Raw genomic sequence first — 15,500 nt, 5'->3', positions numbered from 1 at the left:
CAATGCAGCATTTCGACAACGACCCATCCGAGTACCCCGAGCCCGAGACCGTCCTCGCGATCCGGGGCGCGATCGCCACCGGCAGGATGGGAGGGCCTATGGGCGAGCCGGGTCACTGGCTCAACGAATTCTGGCAAATCGGCCGCGCCCTTCGCGAGCACAGCGAAATGCTCCAGGGCTTCCAGGGCACGGCCCGCCGTGGCTTGCTCACCACCTCCACGCGCTACCTGGCCATCAACGAGCCGGTATTCGAGCAGTCCGACGAGCTTTGATGACGGCCGGCTGGCGGCGCAGGGCATAATTCCGGCTTTTCCACCCCGGATCCCCGCCATGCCAACCGGCCTGCTGAACTGCGCCCACTGCGATGGCGCCGCCCTATTCATCGCCGGCCGCCTCCAGGCCGTCGTCGTCTGCGAGGAGTGCGGCATCTCGACCCCTCCGATTCGCCTCGAATCCACCGACAGCGACACGGCCTTCGCGCAACTGCGCGCCATCTGGAATACCCGTGTGGAACACCGGCCCGCCGATGCGCAAACCATCTCCATGCTTGCCCGGCGGGAACTGACCGCCTCAGATATCCCGTATTTCCTAAACCTGCTCGCGTCCACCACAGGGGACTGGACGTCGAATGGGCCGAAATTCGCGGCCATGGCCGCGGCGCTGGCACGGCCAGGCGTCGACTTCAAGCATGTCTCCCCGCCCGAGACAGTGCTGGAAGATGCCGGCCGGTACCGCAAGCTGGTGCGCCGCTCCAAGGTCATCTATATAGATGGCGCGCCCATGGTCAGATTCGACCACGTTCCGGCACTGGCCGCCGCGATTGCCGAGGAAGCCAAAGAAGACGATCCATGGCCCTTCCCCATCCTGGAGGAATTTGTCGCGCGCGCCGTGGACAGCCTGCCGGATAGCGCCGAACCTTGACTTCCGGCTCGTTGCGGCAAGCTGGAATCTCTACTGCTCCGGAGCATTCCATGCTGCGCACCCTAACCGCTTCCGCCCTCGCTTTCGTCCTGTGCTTCTCCGCCGCGGAGGCGAGCGCCAGAGAGCCATCACCGTCCGCATGCTCGCGGGTCTTCGCCGATGGCCGACCACCTGGGATCAGCAGGAGTGCCGACAACCGTCTCCTCTGCTTTCGCGCCTATGCGGTCCTGCATTCGGCGCGGACGCGCACGGCCGTCTGGTCGGCAGAGCATCTGAGCCGGGCTGCAGTGGACGCGGCCCGTGAACTGCCGCGCGACAGCGACTTCTACGAGGAGCCGAGGCTTCCCCGCGACGAGCGAGCCAGTCTGATCGACTACGGACGCGGCGCCGGATTCGATCGAGGACACCTCGCGCCCAGCGGCGATTTCGGCGACAAGGAATCGCAGGCGGAAAGCTTCAGCCTCGCAAACATCATCCCGCAGCACCCCTTCTCCAACCGCCGGACGTGGAGCCACCTCGAGACATCGACCCGGCGCCTGGTACGCAAGGTCGGCGCCGCCTACGTCGTTACCGGGCCGGCATTCATTCGGAACGCCGGCACGCTGCGAGACCGCATCCGTATCCCGGACTTCGTCTGGAAGGCCATCTATGTGCCGGGCATGGGTGCCGCCGCCTACATCGCGCGAAACGACGCGACCCCAGCCTACAGCGTCGTGAGCATCGGCGAGCTGGCTCATTTTGTCGGTGTGGATCCGTTTCCGTCGCTGCCGGAAACGATGCGCATGAACCCGTTGGACTTGCCGCCGCCCACCCCGCACCCCGGCGAGCGGGCGGCAAGGAAGGTGTCTTTCGCGTGGCTGGCCAGCGCCGAGGCGACCACTTCTGTGCCAGCGGCAGAGCCACTGCAGAGGCTTGCCAGGGCGGCGAGCACCATGGTGGCACTGGCTGCGGCCTACGCACGATAACCATCGATCTTTTCACCGGCCGCCTCGGGGCCTTCAACAAACGACCGTGCGTGTAATGGGCAGGCTGAGATCATCCTCGAGGGAAGCGAGAAACTCCGGTTGCTGGCAGGCGGCCACCAATGCAGGCACATTGCTTCCCAGGAGCCAGCGCCCCAAGCGGCGACCCAACTCCGAGAAATTGAGCTCTTCGCCTGGCTCGCTGAACCCGATCATGGAGAAGGCTTGCCCGGTTTCGTCATTGTCCGCCCATGAAAGGCCGGCATCGAAGATCGCTCGATCGGGGTTCCCTTCCAGGGCCGCGCAGACCAAATCGCTCAAATAAATACCTGCAGACTGCCCTCCGCATCCAAGGTGCGGCAACTCCAGGTATGGGTCCTCATTCAAATATGCAGCGACCTCTACTACTGAGGAGCCTTCCGACTCGAGCGAAGCTACCACCTCGGCCACCACAACGCCCCACTCCATGCGCAGGCCGCGCCGTCGGCGCAGCACGCTTTCCAGCTCCTCCTGTTCAAACGGCCCCGAATCAGGCAACGCTACCCGATCCCTGGCTTCGGCAACCACATAGTCGGGCAAGTCAACCCAAGGCCAGCTGCTGAGGGCCTCTGGGGACATCCCGTACGCCATAATTGTCGCCACCTCGGCCATCGAATAAATCCGGTCTTCAAACACTTTTGCGTCCATCTCCATCACCCTTCAAGTAGTCGATACAAGCGTTGGCGTGAGATGCCCAACTCGCGCGCGGCTTTCGCCTTGTTCCCTCCCAGCGCCCCAAGCACTTCCATCGCCCGCTCCCGGCTTACCACAGGCTTTTCCATACGGGCCATCGCGCTCGGTGTGGAAAGGTAGGCCCCGCTCTTGGATGGCTTACTGTGCCCCGCAGCCAGGACAACCTCCTGAATCGCTTGACGATAGGTTTCAAGATCCGGCTCCTCGCCGCCCCTGACAGGCGCCGGTACGCCGGTCATTTCCTCGTATAGCGTCTGCATCCACCCGTGGCGAAGCCCGTGACTTGTCACACCGAGCCCACTCTTGCAGATGCCATACTTGCGCATCACCGAGTTGTAGTGGCTGCGCCAGCGCGCTATCGAGTACGTCGATGGAGTCGTAGACCCGCTAACGGGATCAACCAGGCGCGCGGCTTCCTCGAGGACATCCAACTGCATCCGTACCGGAACCTCACGCTTTCGTCCACCTTTGGTACCATCGACCACGCGCAGCGTATCCACGTTCTTGAGCGCGGTGAGAATCTTGAGCGAGAAGCTCTCTTCGATGCGCAGCCCAAACGCCGCCTGAAGCTTCAATTGCACGGCCACGCGCGGATGCTCTTCGGCGATCCGAGCGATCAACTCGGCCGGATCGACGCCATTCCCCTCCCAGGACTTGTCCTGCGTGGTGACATACGACCGCATCAAGCCGTTTGCGGCCCGGTCCGTGTACTCGCCCAACGGCCGAACAAGGTGGTGCTTTCCGATCCACTGGCAGAATGCCTTCAGATGGCTAAGCTTGTTTTCGATCGTTCCAGCGCTCTGTGCACCAGACACCCACCTATCCACCAGGGCCTGAACGTGCTTGTGTCGCAGCGAGTATGGGCTTTCAATCATGAACCCGAGCTCGCGAAGCTCGACCAGGGAGCGACACACGGTGTACATGCGCCGCTCCTGCGTCTTGATCGACGCGCTTTTCAGGCTGACCCGCGTCTGACTGAGAATCTTCTTCAGGTTATCGACTAAGACCTGCTCCAGTTCGGCCTTCATCCTGGTCGGCAAGCCGTACCGATTCAGCAGACCGCGTATGTCGAATACCGCTGCCTGTCGCATTTCCTTTTTTCCCACGGTTTGTTACCACGACTGGCGTCGCACGCAGCGGTGTGCTCCCCGTAGCCCACCTTTCGCTGTTGCGTTGTCGCCTTGCTTTGCCGTTTAGCCATCGGCGATGGTCCTGCCTTCCCGACCTTTAGCGATCCATTGGCTGGTCAGCCCTCACGCGGAAGAAACGTGCATGACTGTCCCGGCAGGTCCTTCCCATGCGCATTCGCGCTGAGAATCCCCGCTGGGCTACCCGGTTGCCAGGGGAATCGCACCCCGGCATGAACGCAGTGCGGAGCATTCTCCGTACTACGCCGCCCGCGTAACTCTTGTTGCGCTGTTCGTCTACGGTCGCGCACACCGTTCGTCATGGTTCCAGATCGTCCGATTGCTCGCTGCAATCGACGTCCCGCCCGTCAGGTAGCGACATCTGAACCGCGGTGTATCGGGTTCCAGTGTTCGCTTACCCCGCTGATAGCTGCTGGGCGTGTAGAGGGGATAGAGGGCCAAATGTGTCCGGAGTGTCCGCTTTACACATGTCCTCAGTGCGACCAATTCTCCCAAACCACCCGCAAAGCCAATTGGTATCGCGGTGTCCGGTGTCCTCAGTGTTGGCCAGTATTTGCTTGAGCCGATTGAAAAAAATGCCGCTTCATTGTGCGGCCTGGACAGGTATCACCATTGAGCCTTGGAAGCCAAGGTATGGGATAGCGGTATGCCGCGCAGCTGGCGGCGGGGTCGATGCGTCGGGGACGCGGTAGGTTCTCGAAGGATAAACCACCGCCCCACAGCGTTGCAATGTATGAGCGGGCAAATTCGCGAGATTTTGGCGACTTGACTTTGATTTTCCGGGGGTAGAGTGAGCTATGTCGATGTGCCACTGAGTCCTAGTTGATCGAAGCTGAACCGATCAAGTCCTAGCAAGTGCCAGATGAGCCGCCCAAACTGCAGGCCGTCAATGGCACTTGAGGTGCCCCAAGTCAGGGTATTTCCCAGATCGAGGTAGCAAGTGCCACTTACTGGGACTTTCGGGACTCGGAGCACATCGCAGCCATCCATCACTGATTTCCTCCAGGAGAAAACCAAATGAAGATCTCGACCGTCGCTATCGATGTTGGCTACGGCAACACCAAGTCCGCCTTCCCCCTCGGTTCGGAGGTCGCAACCAACATGTTCCCCTCGCTGGCGCCGGTTGCCGCCACGTCGTCTCTTACCGCACACGCCGGCGGCATGTTTCGAGCACGCAATGTCGTGAACGTCGAGATTGACGGCGCGCGGTATGAGGTGGGCCCCGATGTTTCGCTAAGCGCCGCCCACGTCAATACCGGCCGCTCGCTGTCCGAAGACTATGTCACGACGCCGAACTATGCCGCCCTGCTCGCCGGCTCGCTGCATTACGCCAACGCCTCCGAAGTGGATCGCCTGGTGCTCGGTCTGCCGGTACACAATACCCACAAGTACGCCGCATTCCTCAAGGACCGCTTCACCGGAAGCCACAATTTTGGTTGGGGGAACGTTCAGATCAACAGCGTGCTGCCGTTACCGCAGCCGCTGGGCACGCTGATCACCTACATCCAGCAGAGCGGCAATAACTACGACCCCGACAACGCCTATCTGGTCATCGATGTCGGCTACTTCACGACCGACTGGGTCGTGGCGCGGGGCTACACCATGGACGACACTCGCAGCGGTGGCGCGCCGGGCGGCGCAGCCCGGATCTACCAGCAGGTGGCGAGCCTGATCTCCGCTGACCGTGGACAACCGACCGACAGCATCGAGCGCATCGACAAAGCCATCCGCGACGCCAAGCCGATGGTGTTCTACGGGCAGGATCTCGACGTCTCGCCTTACCTCGCCGAGGCGATGGCCGTGACCCACCAGCCTGTCAAGGAAATCCAGGCCCGCGTCGGACGCACCGAGGACATCCGGGCCATCATCCTGACTGGTGGCGGCGCCCAGCTCTATGCACCGACGATCCGCGCCGCGTTTCCGCTGAATGTGATCCACATCATGGACGCCCCCTGCTTCGCCAACGTCCGCGGCTTCTTCTCCATCGGCTCCGCCAGGCAAGTCGCCAAGGCGGCCTAAGGACACCGGCCATGGACAAGCTCCAGATGACCGTGACGCTGTCCGCCGATTCGGCTCCGGACCTGCTTGCTTACCTGCAGCAGTACACCGGGGCCCGGGAGCGGGCATTCATGCTCAAGCTGCTCGCGCAGCGCGGGCTGCAGCTGGTACTGAGCGCTGGACCGGATGCGTTGTTGCGCCCGCCATCGGCAGCGCTCACACCTACCGTTGCACCTGTAGCGCCCAGCCCCCGGACGCTGGAACGTCCCGACCGGGCACCGGTAGCTCTGATGGAGGCGCAGCCCGACAGGGCGGTTAGGTTGAGCGCCCCTGTCCTCGAATCCCCCTCCGCTGAACCACCACCGCGAGCGGCGCCAAGCCCTGCGCCGACCTCGGTGCCCGCGCTGTCACCGGCCCCAACCACTGGCGCGGATCCCCTTGCGGGGCTTGACCTTGGCGCCCTTAACGAGGCCATGGCGCGCTTCGGCTAGTAGAATTCCCTTGCCGACCGGAGCTTGACAGGGGCACTTTCGATGGCAACCTTGTCTTGACGACAACAACAAGTAGGAACCAGACCATGTTCGAATACCTGTCCACCACTCACGGCATCAACCGCTTTGTGTTCACAGTCCTCATCGGCTGGTGCGTGCTGGAAGCGCTCCTGGTTGTTTACAACGGCGTCAAGGCCCGCAAGCGGCGCTGACTCACCGTTCCACGCGGACAAAAAAAATGCCCAGCGATCGCTGGGCATTTTGTTTAAGGGTTGGCGCGCTTCAATGAAGCGTCGGGGCAAGGCAGTAGTCAAGGGCCGAATCGAAGGATGGCATCCGGTCGACGAACGTCATGCTTCCCGACGGCTCTCGGCGGTACACATCAAAGAATTGCGCTTCCGACTGGCCGGCCTTGACTTCCGTCGCGGCCGCGCTGCGCATCGCGTGGATATGCAGCTTGTTGACGATGGCGGTGAATCCCTTCTGTGGCATTGTTAATCTCCTGAGAGAGCCTGCCACGGAGTACTCCCCCTGCGGGAAGAACCCACAGGGCAGAGGTTGAATATGGAGCCACCATGAGGTGGCGGTTAGGTCAGGCTGCGACCGCCTGACGGGACATGAGGCGCAACTGATACTCGGTGCGCCACTGATCGCAGAAGTCCGTGCCCCGAATCTTGGGGCGATGCAACACAGCACGTAGCCCTGCAGTGCGCAACCGCTTCTGGAGCGTCAATGCGTCGGCCATGCCGGGAGACTTACCAGTCGCTGGGTCAATCTGGTCGAAGTCCGCGAAGATGTGGACCGTGTGGATGCCTAGGTCTGGAGGTACCTCGAACTGGCTGAGCAAAACGCGATTCAGACAATTCCAGGTCGGCACCCCAAACAGCATGTAGGCTGCATACGCACTTTCCAGGCCTTCGGCCACGCCAACTTCGCCGGCGCGCGGTGACATCAGGCGCACCGCGCCGCCGGACAGAGGCAAAGCCGAGACATCATTGCGCTTGGCAGGCAGGATTTCGCCGTCCTCCGAGACAATCAACGCCTTGGCAGGCACCGAAGGATCCAACGAGGTACGGTGCACTGTCGCCATGCGTCCGTCTGGCAGCGCGAACTTCGCAAGGATGGTTGGATAACGGCCAATGATCTGACCGTCATGCCAGTAGTCCTGCTCGGCAAGACGCAGCGCGCTGGGACGAGGAGCATGCAACCCGGGCACGCGAGCAGCGAGATACCGCATCGCGTGATCGCCAGGTGCCAACTCAGCCGCGGCGTTCCACTTCTTGACGATGCGGCGCATCTTGGCGGCCGGGTCGTCGACTTTGCGGCGCGCCTCTGGACTTCGAGCTGGGCCAGGAGGTTCAATCGGAATGGATCCGTCTCCGTTGAGTTCAAGCTTTAGTTGCCAGTACGTCAAGCCCGTGAAGCAGCGTACAAGCTCCAAACCGTCGCCGGCCTTTGGACTGCCCGCATTGCACTTGCGGCACACCCAGTCGCCGCGGCCGCGCTTGTTGTCAAAGGTAAAACGGTCATGGCCACCACAGAGGGGGCAACGACCAGGGCGTCCTTGCCAGAAGTTGTCCGTCAGGACTTCAGCTGGCAGATACCGCTTCAGCAGACCTTCCCATTGAGCGGGCGTCCAGCTTCTCACAATGTCACTCAGTTGCTTCATGGGATGGCTCCGTTGGGAGGATGGGTCGATGCCTGAGACAGGCGATAAGACGCTTGCTCAAAGGACATCCCGGCTTTGGCCAGAAGGTCTTTTCAGCATGGCGCTTTGTGGGGAAGGAAGCCGGCAGAACTGCCGGGAGAAGACAACTGCGACCGCCGAAGCGCTCGCAGTTGTGAAGAAGAGTTTCAGCGGACGGACTGACGCACTACATCAGGCGCCGTCATACCGAAAGGGAATGCCGTCCAGCGCTGCGGGGCGCTGGAAGGGGATGTCATCGTCGAGGTCAGAGAAGCCGCCGCCGTACTGCGCGGGGGGCTGAGCCGCCCTGCGTTGCTCTTGTGGCGCAGCGCGTTGCGCAGATCCATGTCCCCGGCCGCCGCTTTGAGAGCCAGCGCGACTGTAACCATCGTCGGACGAACCTTCATCAGCACCGCCACCGCTGCGGCCGCCAAGCATCTGCATCTGATCCGCGACGATCTCGGTGGAGTACTTGTCCTGGCCGGACTGGTCCTGCCATTTGCGAGTGCGGATGCGGCCCTCGATATAGACCGACGAGCCCTTGCGCAGGTACTGGGCGGCAATCTCGGCCAGCTTGCCGAACATCGCCACGCGGTGCCATTCGGTGGCTTCCTTCATCTCCCCCGACTGCTTGTCCTTGTAGCGATCGGTGGTGGCCAGGCGAAAGTTGGTGACGGCATCGCCGCTAGGCATGTAGCGCGTTTCCGGGTCTGCACCCAGGTTGCCAACGAGAATGACCTTGTTTACGGATGCCATGATCCTTCCAATTCAATGTACGAGATTAATAGTCCAGACCCAACGATCCCAGAGCTTTTGTTCTCCGGTCGTGCGGTCCATGATGGGGGAGCCGCTCTTCTTGTCGAAGGCCGGCACTTTTTCCCGATGCAGTCTCTTGACGGCAATCCGGTCCCCAAGCTTGCAGCCTGCATCGGCCAGCGCATCCTTCAGGCCTTCGCCCTGGAGGATCTTCTCGCCGGTGGACGTGGCCAGTTTCAAAGCGAACGACGTGTAGGTACGCGGCCCGCCTGGCTTTCGACTGGGGAACGTCATTTCGCCCCACTCAAGCAACTCGCCCACGGTGTAGGCCGAGGATGAGGCCGCGTCGGAGGCAACATTCCCGGTGCGGGTGGTCGCCCCGTCCTGTCGAACAGAACGCTGCGCGTCGCGCGCCGAAGCCGTTGGTCGCTCGCGGCGGCGGATCTCCGCACCGTCACCAGATTGCGAAGGCCGCGGTGCATCGTGCTGAACGCCTTCCTGAATGACTTTCGCAGCCACTTGTTCCAGGGACGTTCTCGGGTACTCACCGACCTTTTTCCACCGCGGGAAAACCTCGGGCAGCAGCTTGTCGCCGAACTGGGTGCGTTGAAGGCGGTGTTCGAAGACACCTACAAAGTGAACCACGCGATCGGCTTCCTTTCGGAAAAGATGGGGGACACCGTGAACATAGAACTGCCGCTCACTCGGGTCGCCTCTTCCAACTGGAATCGGATCGGAGGTGTCTGGTCGCCGCTCGGCATTGAGGGCACCAGCTACGCGCTTGATGAGATTGAGCCAGGTCATTGATCAAAGAAGTGAGCCACAGCACTGGCGACGGACCGCTTCCAGGTCCTCACGCAACCGGCGATGGTTAAGGATTACGTCTTGCAGCGTCTCGGGATCAACCCCCGATACAGCACAGACGTAGGTATAGGGCAGCGCGCCGTTCCAGTATCCAAAGATCCAGCCCAGCGTCATGGAGTAGTCCTCGATGTCGAGGGCGCGATTGCGCATGCGGGCACGCAGCATCTCGGCGCAATCGATCAGGGACTCCGGCATGTTGTCGCCCCGCCTGCTGTCGCAGGCCAGGCTTATCAGGGCGTCGACCATTTTTTCCCGCACGGTCTCACTCCATTGAGACGGGTCGGGCAAGGGGTCGAGCTTGGGAGGCGGCACGACGATAGCGGCTGCTTCACCAAAGAAGTCCAGCTGCCATCCGGCGGTTGTTGTTTCCATGATGGTCTCCGGGTCGGGCACCCGAAAGACCCACCAGCCGGCGGGTATCGGATACCCGCGACAGGTGAAAAGCGCCGCCCAGAGGGGCGGCTTGGGATCAGGAACGGTCGTGTGTTCCCGTCCGACGAATCGGCGTTACCACAGCCGAGCGCTCGTACTGCCGCTCGGGCTCCGCCGTCAGCTCAACATCCGGCTTCGACTTGGACACGTCGTCCGGCATCGAAACCTTCGGCGCTGCAGGAATGGCTTTGGTCCAGGCAACACCCCTGTGATACAGGAACGAAAGCCCGACGACGGTCACAAAGGCACCGACGATGAACGACTGCGAGGCCATATACAGCACCATGCAGAACATGAGGAGTTGGAACGGACGCTTGATGAGGTTCGTGACAAAGGATTCCACGGTTTCTCTCCAGAAACAAAAAAAGGGATTTCCTGACGGATGCCAGGCGATTATTCGATGCTCGGTCGAGCAAGGAATCTCTGGAGGAGAAGCTGCAGCGCTTCAACGTACTTGCGTCATGCGGTAGCGCATGGCGGAAGCACGCTGACGTGGATGAACGACTGCTGAAATGGAGCGCCAGGAAGGCCCGCGCTCATGTCGATGCGTAAAGGACGCTGAAGTTCTCTCAGATCCTAATAGGACTCTGACGCCCGCAACCGCCGGAAAGACCAACAAAAACACCTCGCTTTCTGGAAAAAAAGCGTGAGCATGCTCACCAGTTTGGCGCCCCGCCGCCCCCGGGCTATCCAGCAGGCGAACGCCCGCACCTGCCCCCTACTGATATTAGTTCCATTTACTACTGTTGTTAGTTCCGCTTAATTCGACCCCGCACCTTAGGGGGAAACCCCTACATTTCGTCGGTGCCTTGGCGATATGGATTGCATAAGCAACCTGCTTTCTGCCCTTTCCGACGAAAGCCACCCCTAAAAGAGGCGATTTCTGGGAACAACGCGGCTGTCTCGTTTCGTACTCTCCACGAGGCCACTTGACAACGTTTTTGGGTCGTTACGCTGGTTGTCAGGGTCCATTTCCGAGAGCAAAGATGCCGCAAAAAAAAGACCAGCCGAAAGAAACTCCGGCCGTACAGGCTGACATCGTCAACTTCCCCTTGCAACCGGAGGCGTCGCGTGCCGAATTGGCATTGCGCAACGCACTCGGCGGCGCACCGGTGGACGCGGACGCGTTCAGCCGGCTACTCCAGTGTGTGCGCAATCTTCAGCGCACGAGGGACAAGATTGAGCGGCTGCTGCGCGACCAAGGCGCAGATCTCCAACAGATGCATGACCACACCATGGACATTGCCGTCGCCATGTATGGCGACACGAGAGTCGCACGAACGCGTGCGTTGGAGATGTTCTACACGATCGCGGAAGAGGTCCTGCACCTGACACGAAGCCAAGCTCATTTGCAGCTGAACCTTTACCGGCGCTTCCTGCAACATAACGGCGCGCTCACGAAGCTGAACATCGGTGAGCTGATGATCCTTCGCCGGAGTGATTACACCGCGGAGGAAATCGACGCGGTGATCGAATTCAAAGAAAACGATCCTTCCTATCGACGCAAGGACATTCGGGAGTTCGTCGAGCGACTGCGCCGCAAACAGGAAGAAGTCTTCGATGTCCAGTCCAAGCTCGACGTCGCCACAGCCGAACTTGCAAGCACCATCTCCGAGAACGCCGACAAGGACCATGAAATCCGTCGGCTCAACACCGAGCTCTCCCGCTTGACGGCCGAACGCGACACCGATCGTCTGACCCTTACCCAGTTGCGTGAGGAGATGACCAGGCAAAACTCGAGTTACAGCGCACTCGGAATGCAGGTTGCCGACTTGGAACGAGAGAAGCGTGAACTTCAGGAACGCATCGCTTTTGCAAAGGGCAACGTCCGCCCTGAATCTATCGAAGTGCCTGTTGTTCCGCCCGGCTATGCCACCTTGGAAGACGCATTAGCCGCCAAGAACGAAGAGCTTGCGACCGCCAAGACCGAGCTGAACAACGTCATTTCTCAGCGTCAGAGGATCGAAGAAGAGATCGCCGAACGTACTGCGGTTCTGGACAAGCGAGCGCGCGCTCATGACGAACTGGCGAAGCTAGTCGAAGCGTTTCGACAGGCGGTCTCGAGCTTTGCGTCGGCCCAACTGACTGTGCAGATGGCCGGCGACATTTCCGAATTCCGCCCGACTCTGACAGTCCTCGACGGCATCGTCGGCCGCCTTCAATCTGAAATCCGCTCGGCCATCAAAGCAAAATAGGAGCAACGACCCATGCAACCGCATTCCCCAACCGCAGAGTTCGAGCGTCTGCAACTCACCCGGATGACGTGCGACCGTATTCGCTCGGCAAACTATCACCTCACCGATCACCTGGCCGAACTCCTGGGGGCCCACCCCGAGCTGGAACAGCCCCTGCACATCAGCAAAGCGGCCGTCGACAGGGTGCGCAAAGCTGAAGCGACGCAACGCGATTTGATGGGCACGCCGTTCCTCGTTGTCGTGCCGACGCTGTCCGAAGTACAGGATTGGCGCTGCCTCACAGAGAACACCACAACGACCCTGGCCGTCGACGCATTGCGATCGCAGCTGCCCGTCTGGAGCAACGACGACAAGCTCCGTTTGTTCTACAACAATCGCCATTACATTTGGCTGATCGTTGAATTGCTACACGTTAGCATTCTGGCCGCTCCTCTTCTCGGAATCACCAAGGAGCTTGCAGAGTATCTTCGATCTCTCCCACAACATGTGCTCGACATGGCCATCGCACGGGTAGATTTTCCGATCTTCCGCTGGCGCCTGCACAGCAAGACCTTCTGGGTAGACTTCGACTCGAAGCGGCTCGGACCAGATTCCAATGGGCACCATTTCCTCGCCTCTACCCCGATGCGTGCCGATCGCATGGCAACGAAGCATAGCTGGACCAACCTCCGGTTGGAGCCCCTTCAGAAGAAGGTGTACAGCGAAATGATGGTTCGCAGCCACTGTCGAGCATCAACCATCACCTCACTGCTTGGGATTACATCCACGCGCACGAGAACGCTATTTCAGCAGATTCACGGCAGATCCTCTCCATCAGGCCAGCTGCCTACCTCGACCGCCTGGTACTTCGAGCACCCGACACACCGACTCCAGGCAACCATCATGGTTTCGCTCTACCGTATCGCATTGGCCTTCGGAGCGAACGTGCCAGAGGCTTTCATCTCGGCTTATGACCTCTTCGACAAGTTCTTCGGAACTACCTCGAAGATCTCGGCGGACCGCGCGTGCCACATTTGTCGCACCACGTCCACCGATGCGCAGCTGGAACTAGCACCCTGCAGGGTATGCAGAACGCCCTACCTCATTGCGAATACAGCACCGCGCATTGAACTCAGCCATGCGTTCTCCTGCCCGGGCTGCAGCGGTACTTTAGGCGGGCCCAATGGCTCAGTGCGTCGTCGCAAGTGACCGAGGGAAACTGAAATGCATACCTCCATTCTTTTCGTCTTGCTCTTTGTAATCCCCCCGATCCTGGCATACCGGCTGGCTCGACGCTGGGGTAGGAGCGGATTCAAATGGGCGGCGATTTGCTTTTGCACGCACTACTTTGGACTGCTCCTGCTCCTTTTGCTGCCATCAAAGGCGACGCCGACGCTTCAACGCTACCGACTGGACAATCCTCAATGCGCAACGAAACACGGCATGTCCTGTAACTCGTGCGGCTCGCGAAGCATCCGCATCTGGCGCAAGCAGTGGATGTTCTCGGTGAAGCAGTACCACGTCTGCAATCACTGCGGACAGTCGCTCTACACCACCTGAGACGATACCCCCCAATCAGGGGGTCAAGTTCCGGCTGCCCGTGCCGTCCTATCCAAGATCCCTTCGTGTATTCTCACGCCCGGCTGGGGATTGCCGGTACTTGACTTCTCGTGCCCGCCTGTAAGCTAAAAGTAACGGTCGATCCCCGGCCGGTCCAAAGTCAGAGGAAGAAGAAAACATGCAACAGTCCAAACTCGCTCTCTCGGCCCTGGTCACGGCCATGACGCTTGCTCTCGCCGCTTGCGGTGGTGGTGGTGGTGGTGATGACGGCGGCTCCAACCAGCAGCCCACCACGCCGACAGTGCCGACGACCCCACAAGGCCCCACGTCGGTGCCGCCGTCGACGAGCGTTACACCGCCGACGTATGCATCCACGGATGCGCGGTTGACTACCTTTAATGACCTGAACAACTATCGCCTCAAAATGGGCGTAGGTGCGCTGCGTCAGGATGCTGCACTCGATAAGGCCGCGGACAATCATCTCGCCTACCAAGCGGCAAACTCTGATTTCGGCCACGATGAAACTGCCGGCAAGCCAGGGTACACCGGAGCCACTCCTTACGACCAGGCGGTTGCTGCCGGAGCCATCCCGAACCAATGGGTTGCGCAGGTATCTGATCGCTCGGCCTTTTGCGTTGATAGTTTCAAGAATTCGATCTATCACTTGCAATCGATCACAAGCAATCAGGAGACCATCGGCATTGCAAACCGCGACAGTCTCTGTGTCATCAATTTTGGTGTCGCTACTGGAGCCAACGGAAGTGGCTATGGACTTCCAGCGTGGGGTGGGCAACAAATGCCCGAGGCGACCTTTGCATACTCTCCTGTCGATGGCGAGAATGTCTGGGGTACGTTCATTCCTGCCGCAGAGTCACCAAATCCTGCGCCAGATCTTTCCGCTGCAGGCCACCCGATCATGTTCCGTGTTCCTGCTGCGAAATCGACCGACGTACTGACAGTGTCCAGCTTCTCGCTTGCAGGGCCGGGTGGGGTCGCTATTCCCGTGCGCATTCTGATTCCGACTAACTCGAAGTCTGGATCCGTAGCTACCGCCATTGAGGACGCCCGCGTCTATCCAGGTGTTGCATTCATGCTCCCGACGCAGCCGCTTCCGGCTGGAACATATACGGCTACCTTCAGCGGCGCTCGCAACGGCGTTCCCATCAACAAGTCGTGGAGCTTTACGGCGTTCTAATCCGGCAATGCAAGACTGAGCGCAGCAAGAGAAAAGCCCGCATTGAACTGCACCCCAAGAGTTGGACACCGATCCAACCCTTGGGGTGTTTTTCATGGCGAGACACGACGAGCAACTGAAGCTCAAGGTAGTGAAGCGATATTTAGCCGGAGGTATCGGTTATAGGGACCTGGCGCGGGAGTATGGAGTGGCCCGTACATTGGCCCGGCAGTGGGTTACCCAGTATGAGCTCCATGGTAAGCAAGGGTTACGGCGCAAAGGGCACACCAAATACAGCGCAGAATTCAAGCTCGCGGCGCTTGAGCGCATGCGGCGAGACAACCTGTCGCAAGCTCAGGTGCAAGCGATATTGGGGATTCGTGATCCGGGGGCCATCGGCCGCTGGGAACGCCAGTATCATGAGGGTGGTCTGTCTGCACTATCGCCCCGTCCCAAGGGACGCCCCCGAAAGATGCCGAAATCTCTACCGCCCGAACCCATCCCACCGGCCTCCGAGCCGGATGAGCGCACCCGTGAGCAGTTGCTCAAGGAGAACGAATACCTGCGCGCGGAGGTGGCGTACCTAAAAAAACTCGATGCC

General features: G+C 60.4%; 18 protein-coding genes. 10 read left to right on the top strand and 8 right to left on the bottom strand.

Annotated features, from left to right (window positions below; all coding sequences use genetic code 11):
- Positions 1–2: 2 nt before the first annotated feature.
- From E5S69_RS30075 to E5S69_RS30065, 3 genes are read left to right on the top strand one after another with little or no spacing between them, the layout of a single operon-like run.
- Positions 3–272, top strand: coding sequence for a hypothetical protein (locus tag E5S69_RS30075; protein WP_115737303.1), 270 nt, complete (start codon positions 3–5; stop codon positions 270–272).
- A 58-nt stretch (positions 273–330) separates the two neighbouring features.
- A complete protein-coding gene (locus E5S69_RS30070; protein WP_115737263.1) occupies positions 331–921 on the top strand; it encodes a hypothetical protein in 591 nt (196 codons plus the stop codon).
- A gap of 50 nt (positions 922–971) precedes the next feature.
- On the top strand, positions 972–1,886 hold the full coding sequence (locus tag E5S69_RS30065; RefSeq protein ID WP_115737262.1) for a DNA/RNA non-specific endonuclease: 915 nt from the start codon (positions 972–974) through the stop codon (positions 1,884–1,886).
- A gap of 33 nt (positions 1,887–1,919) precedes the next feature.
- On the opposite strand, the gene E5S69_RS30060 is transcribed toward E5S69_RS30065, so the two are convergent.
- A complete protein-coding gene (locus E5S69_RS30060; RefSeq protein ID WP_145987318.1) occupies positions 1,920–2,570 on the bottom strand; it encodes a hypothetical protein in 651 nt (216 codons plus the stop codon).
- Between the two features lie 5 nt (positions 2,571–2,575).
- Positions 2,576–3,706, bottom strand: a complete 1,131-nt coding sequence (locus E5S69_RS30055) for an integrase domain-containing protein (protein ID WP_115737260.1) — start codon at positions 3,704–3,706, stop codon at positions 2,576–2,578.
- A gap of 1,074 nt (positions 3,707–4,780) precedes the next feature.
- Here E5S69_RS30055 and E5S69_RS30050 point away from each other — a divergent pair.
- The 3 genes from E5S69_RS30050 to E5S69_RS32720 all read left to right on the top strand — a co-directional run bounded on the left by E5S69_RS30050 (position 4,781) and on the right by E5S69_RS32720 (position 6,464).
- A complete protein-coding gene (locus E5S69_RS30050; protein ID WP_115737259.1) occupies positions 4,781–5,782 on the top strand; it encodes a PRTRC system protein D in 1,002 nt (333 codons plus the stop codon).
- 11 nt (positions 5,783–5,793) lie between these two features.
- Positions 5,794–6,252: a hypothetical protein gene (locus E5S69_RS30045; RefSeq protein WP_115737258.1), complete on the top strand. Its 459-nt coding sequence runs from the start codon at positions 5,794–5,796 to the stop codon at positions 6,250–6,252.
- A gap of 86 nt (positions 6,253–6,338) precedes the next feature.
- Entirely contained in the window at positions 6,339–6,464 is a 126-nt protein-coding gene (locus E5S69_RS32720) for a hypothetical protein (RefSeq protein WP_272871751.1), read from the top strand.
- 70 nt (positions 6,465–6,534) lie between these two features.
- Here the strand turns inward: E5S69_RS32720 and E5S69_RS30040 are convergent, their stop codons facing one another.
- The 6 genes from E5S69_RS30040 to E5S69_RS30015 all read right to left on the bottom strand — a co-directional run bounded on the left by E5S69_RS30040 (position 6,535) and on the right by E5S69_RS30015 (position 10,334).
- Entirely contained in the window at positions 6,535–6,744 is a 210-nt protein-coding gene (locus E5S69_RS30040; protein ID WP_115737257.1) for a hypothetical protein, read from the bottom strand.
- A gap of 100 nt (positions 6,745–6,844) precedes the next feature.
- Positions 6,845–7,921 carry a primase-helicase zinc-binding domain-containing protein gene (locus tag E5S69_RS30035; RefSeq protein WP_115737256.1) on the bottom strand — a complete coding sequence of 359 codons (1,077 nt, stop codon included), beginning with the start codon at positions 7,919–7,921 and terminating at the stop codon, positions 6,845–6,847.
- Positions 7,922–8,131: 210 nt separating this feature from the next.
- A complete protein-coding gene (locus E5S69_RS30030) occupies positions 8,132–8,695 on the bottom strand; it encodes a single-stranded DNA-binding protein (protein ID WP_115737255.1) in 564 nt (187 codons plus the stop codon).
- 12 nt (positions 8,696–8,707) lie between these two features.
- Positions 8,708–9,499 (bottom strand): hypothetical protein, encoded by a 792-nt coding sequence (locus E5S69_RS30025; RefSeq protein ID WP_216621498.1) that lies wholly within the window; start codon positions 9,497–9,499, stop codon positions 8,708–8,710.
- A 3-nt stretch (positions 9,500–9,502) separates the two neighbouring features.
- Positions 9,503–9,931, bottom strand: coding sequence for a hypothetical protein (locus E5S69_RS30020; protein WP_115737254.1), 429 nt, complete (start codon positions 9,929–9,931; stop codon positions 9,503–9,505).
- A 97-nt stretch (positions 9,932–10,028) separates the two neighbouring features.
- Entirely contained in the window at positions 10,029–10,334 is a 306-nt protein-coding gene (locus E5S69_RS30015; protein WP_115737253.1) for a hypothetical protein, read from the bottom strand.
- A gap of 643 nt (positions 10,335–10,977) precedes the next feature.
- On the opposite strand from E5S69_RS30015, the gene E5S69_RS30010 reads away from it, so the two are divergent.
- The 4 genes from E5S69_RS30010 to E5S69_RS29995 form a co-directional block, all read left to right on the top strand.
- On the top strand, positions 10,978–12,186 hold the full coding sequence (locus E5S69_RS30010; RefSeq protein ID WP_115737252.1) for a hypothetical protein: 1,209 nt from the start codon (positions 10,978–10,980) through the stop codon (positions 12,184–12,186).
- Between the two features lie 12 nt (positions 12,187–12,198).
- Positions 12,199–13,374 (top strand): FlhC family transcriptional regulator, encoded by a 1,176-nt coding sequence (locus E5S69_RS30005; protein WP_115737251.1) that lies wholly within the window; start codon positions 12,199–12,201, stop codon positions 13,372–13,374.
- A 529-nt stretch (positions 13,375–13,903) separates the two neighbouring features.
- The gene (locus E5S69_RS30000) at positions 13,904–14,920 is read left to right on the top strand and encodes a CAP domain-containing protein (protein ID WP_115737250.1); all 1,017 of its coding nucleotides are present in this window, start codon (positions 13,904–13,906) and stop codon (positions 14,918–14,920) included.
- A gap of 94 nt (positions 14,921–15,014) precedes the next feature.
- Positions 15,015–15,500 (top strand): helix-turn-helix domain-containing protein (locus E5S69_RS29995; RefSeq protein WP_216621497.1); only part of this gene is annotated, 486 nt, incomplete at its 3' end.

Source organism: Cupriavidus necator (assembly GCF_013141915.1).
In the GTDB taxonomy this organism is placed as follows: Bacteria; Pseudomonadota; Gammaproteobacteria; order Burkholderiales; family Burkholderiaceae; genus Cupriavidus; species Cupriavidus necator_B.
The sequence above is the reverse complement of the archived record's forward strand: the minus strand, read 5'-3'. Positions and strand labels throughout refer to the sequence as shown.

Excerpts from the sequence above, each read along its gene's own strand:
- E5S69_RS30075 (WP_115737303.1), top strand. The coding sequence starts at position 3 with ATGCAGCATTTCGACAACGACCCATCCGAGTACCCCGAGCCCGAGACC.
- E5S69_RS30070 (WP_115737263.1), top strand. The coding sequence starts at position 331 with ATGCCAACCGGCCTGCTGAACTGCGCCCACTGCGATGGCGCCGCCCTA.
- E5S69_RS30065 (WP_115737262.1), top strand. The coding sequence starts at position 972 with ATGCTGCGCACCCTAACCGCTTCCGCCCTCGCTTTCGTCCTGTGCTTC.
- E5S69_RS30060 (WP_145987318.1), bottom strand. The coding sequence starts at position 2,570 with ATGGACGCAAAAGTGTTTGAAGACCGGATTTATTCGATGGCCGAGGTG.
- E5S69_RS30055 (WP_115737260.1), bottom strand. The coding sequence starts at position 3,706 with ATGCGACAGGCAGCGGTATTCGACATACGCGGTCTGCTGAATCGGTAC.
- E5S69_RS30050 (WP_115737259.1), top strand. The coding sequence starts at position 4,781 with ATGAAGATCTCGACCGTCGCTATCGATGTTGGCTACGGCAACACCAAG.
- E5S69_RS30045 (WP_115737258.1), top strand. The coding sequence starts at position 5,794 with ATGGACAAGCTCCAGATGACCGTGACGCTGTCCGCCGATTCGGCTCCG.
- E5S69_RS32720 (WP_272871751.1), top strand. The coding sequence starts at position 6,339 with ATGTTCGAATACCTGTCCACCACTCACGGCATCAACCGCTTTGTGTTC.
- E5S69_RS30040 (WP_115737257.1), bottom strand. The coding sequence starts at position 6,744 with ATGCCACAGAAGGGATTCACCGCCATCGTCAACAAGCTGCATATCCAC.
- E5S69_RS30035 (WP_115737256.1), bottom strand. The coding sequence starts at position 7,921 with ATGAAGCAACTGAGTGACATTGTGAGAAGCTGGACGCCCGCTCAATGG.
- E5S69_RS30030 (WP_115737255.1), bottom strand. The coding sequence starts at position 8,695 with ATGGCATCCGTAAACAAGGTCATTCTCGTTGGCAACCTGGGTGCAGAC.
- E5S69_RS30025 (WP_216621498.1), bottom strand. The coding sequence starts at position 9,499 with ATGACCTGGCTCAATCTCATCAAGCGCGTAGCTGGTGCCCTCAATGCC.
- E5S69_RS30020 (WP_115737254.1), bottom strand. The coding sequence starts at position 9,931 with ATGGAAACAACAACCGCCGGATGGCAGCTGGACTTCTTTGGTGAAGCA.
- E5S69_RS30010 (WP_115737252.1), top strand. The coding sequence starts at position 10,978 with ATGCCGCAAAAAAAAGACCAGCCGAAAGAAACTCCGGCCGTACAGGCT.
- E5S69_RS30005 (WP_115737251.1), top strand. The coding sequence starts at position 12,199 with ATGCAACCGCATTCCCCAACCGCAGAGTTCGAGCGTCTGCAACTCACC.
- E5S69_RS30000 (WP_115737250.1), top strand. The coding sequence starts at position 13,904 with ATGCAACAGTCCAAACTCGCTCTCTCGGCCCTGGTCACGGCCATGACG.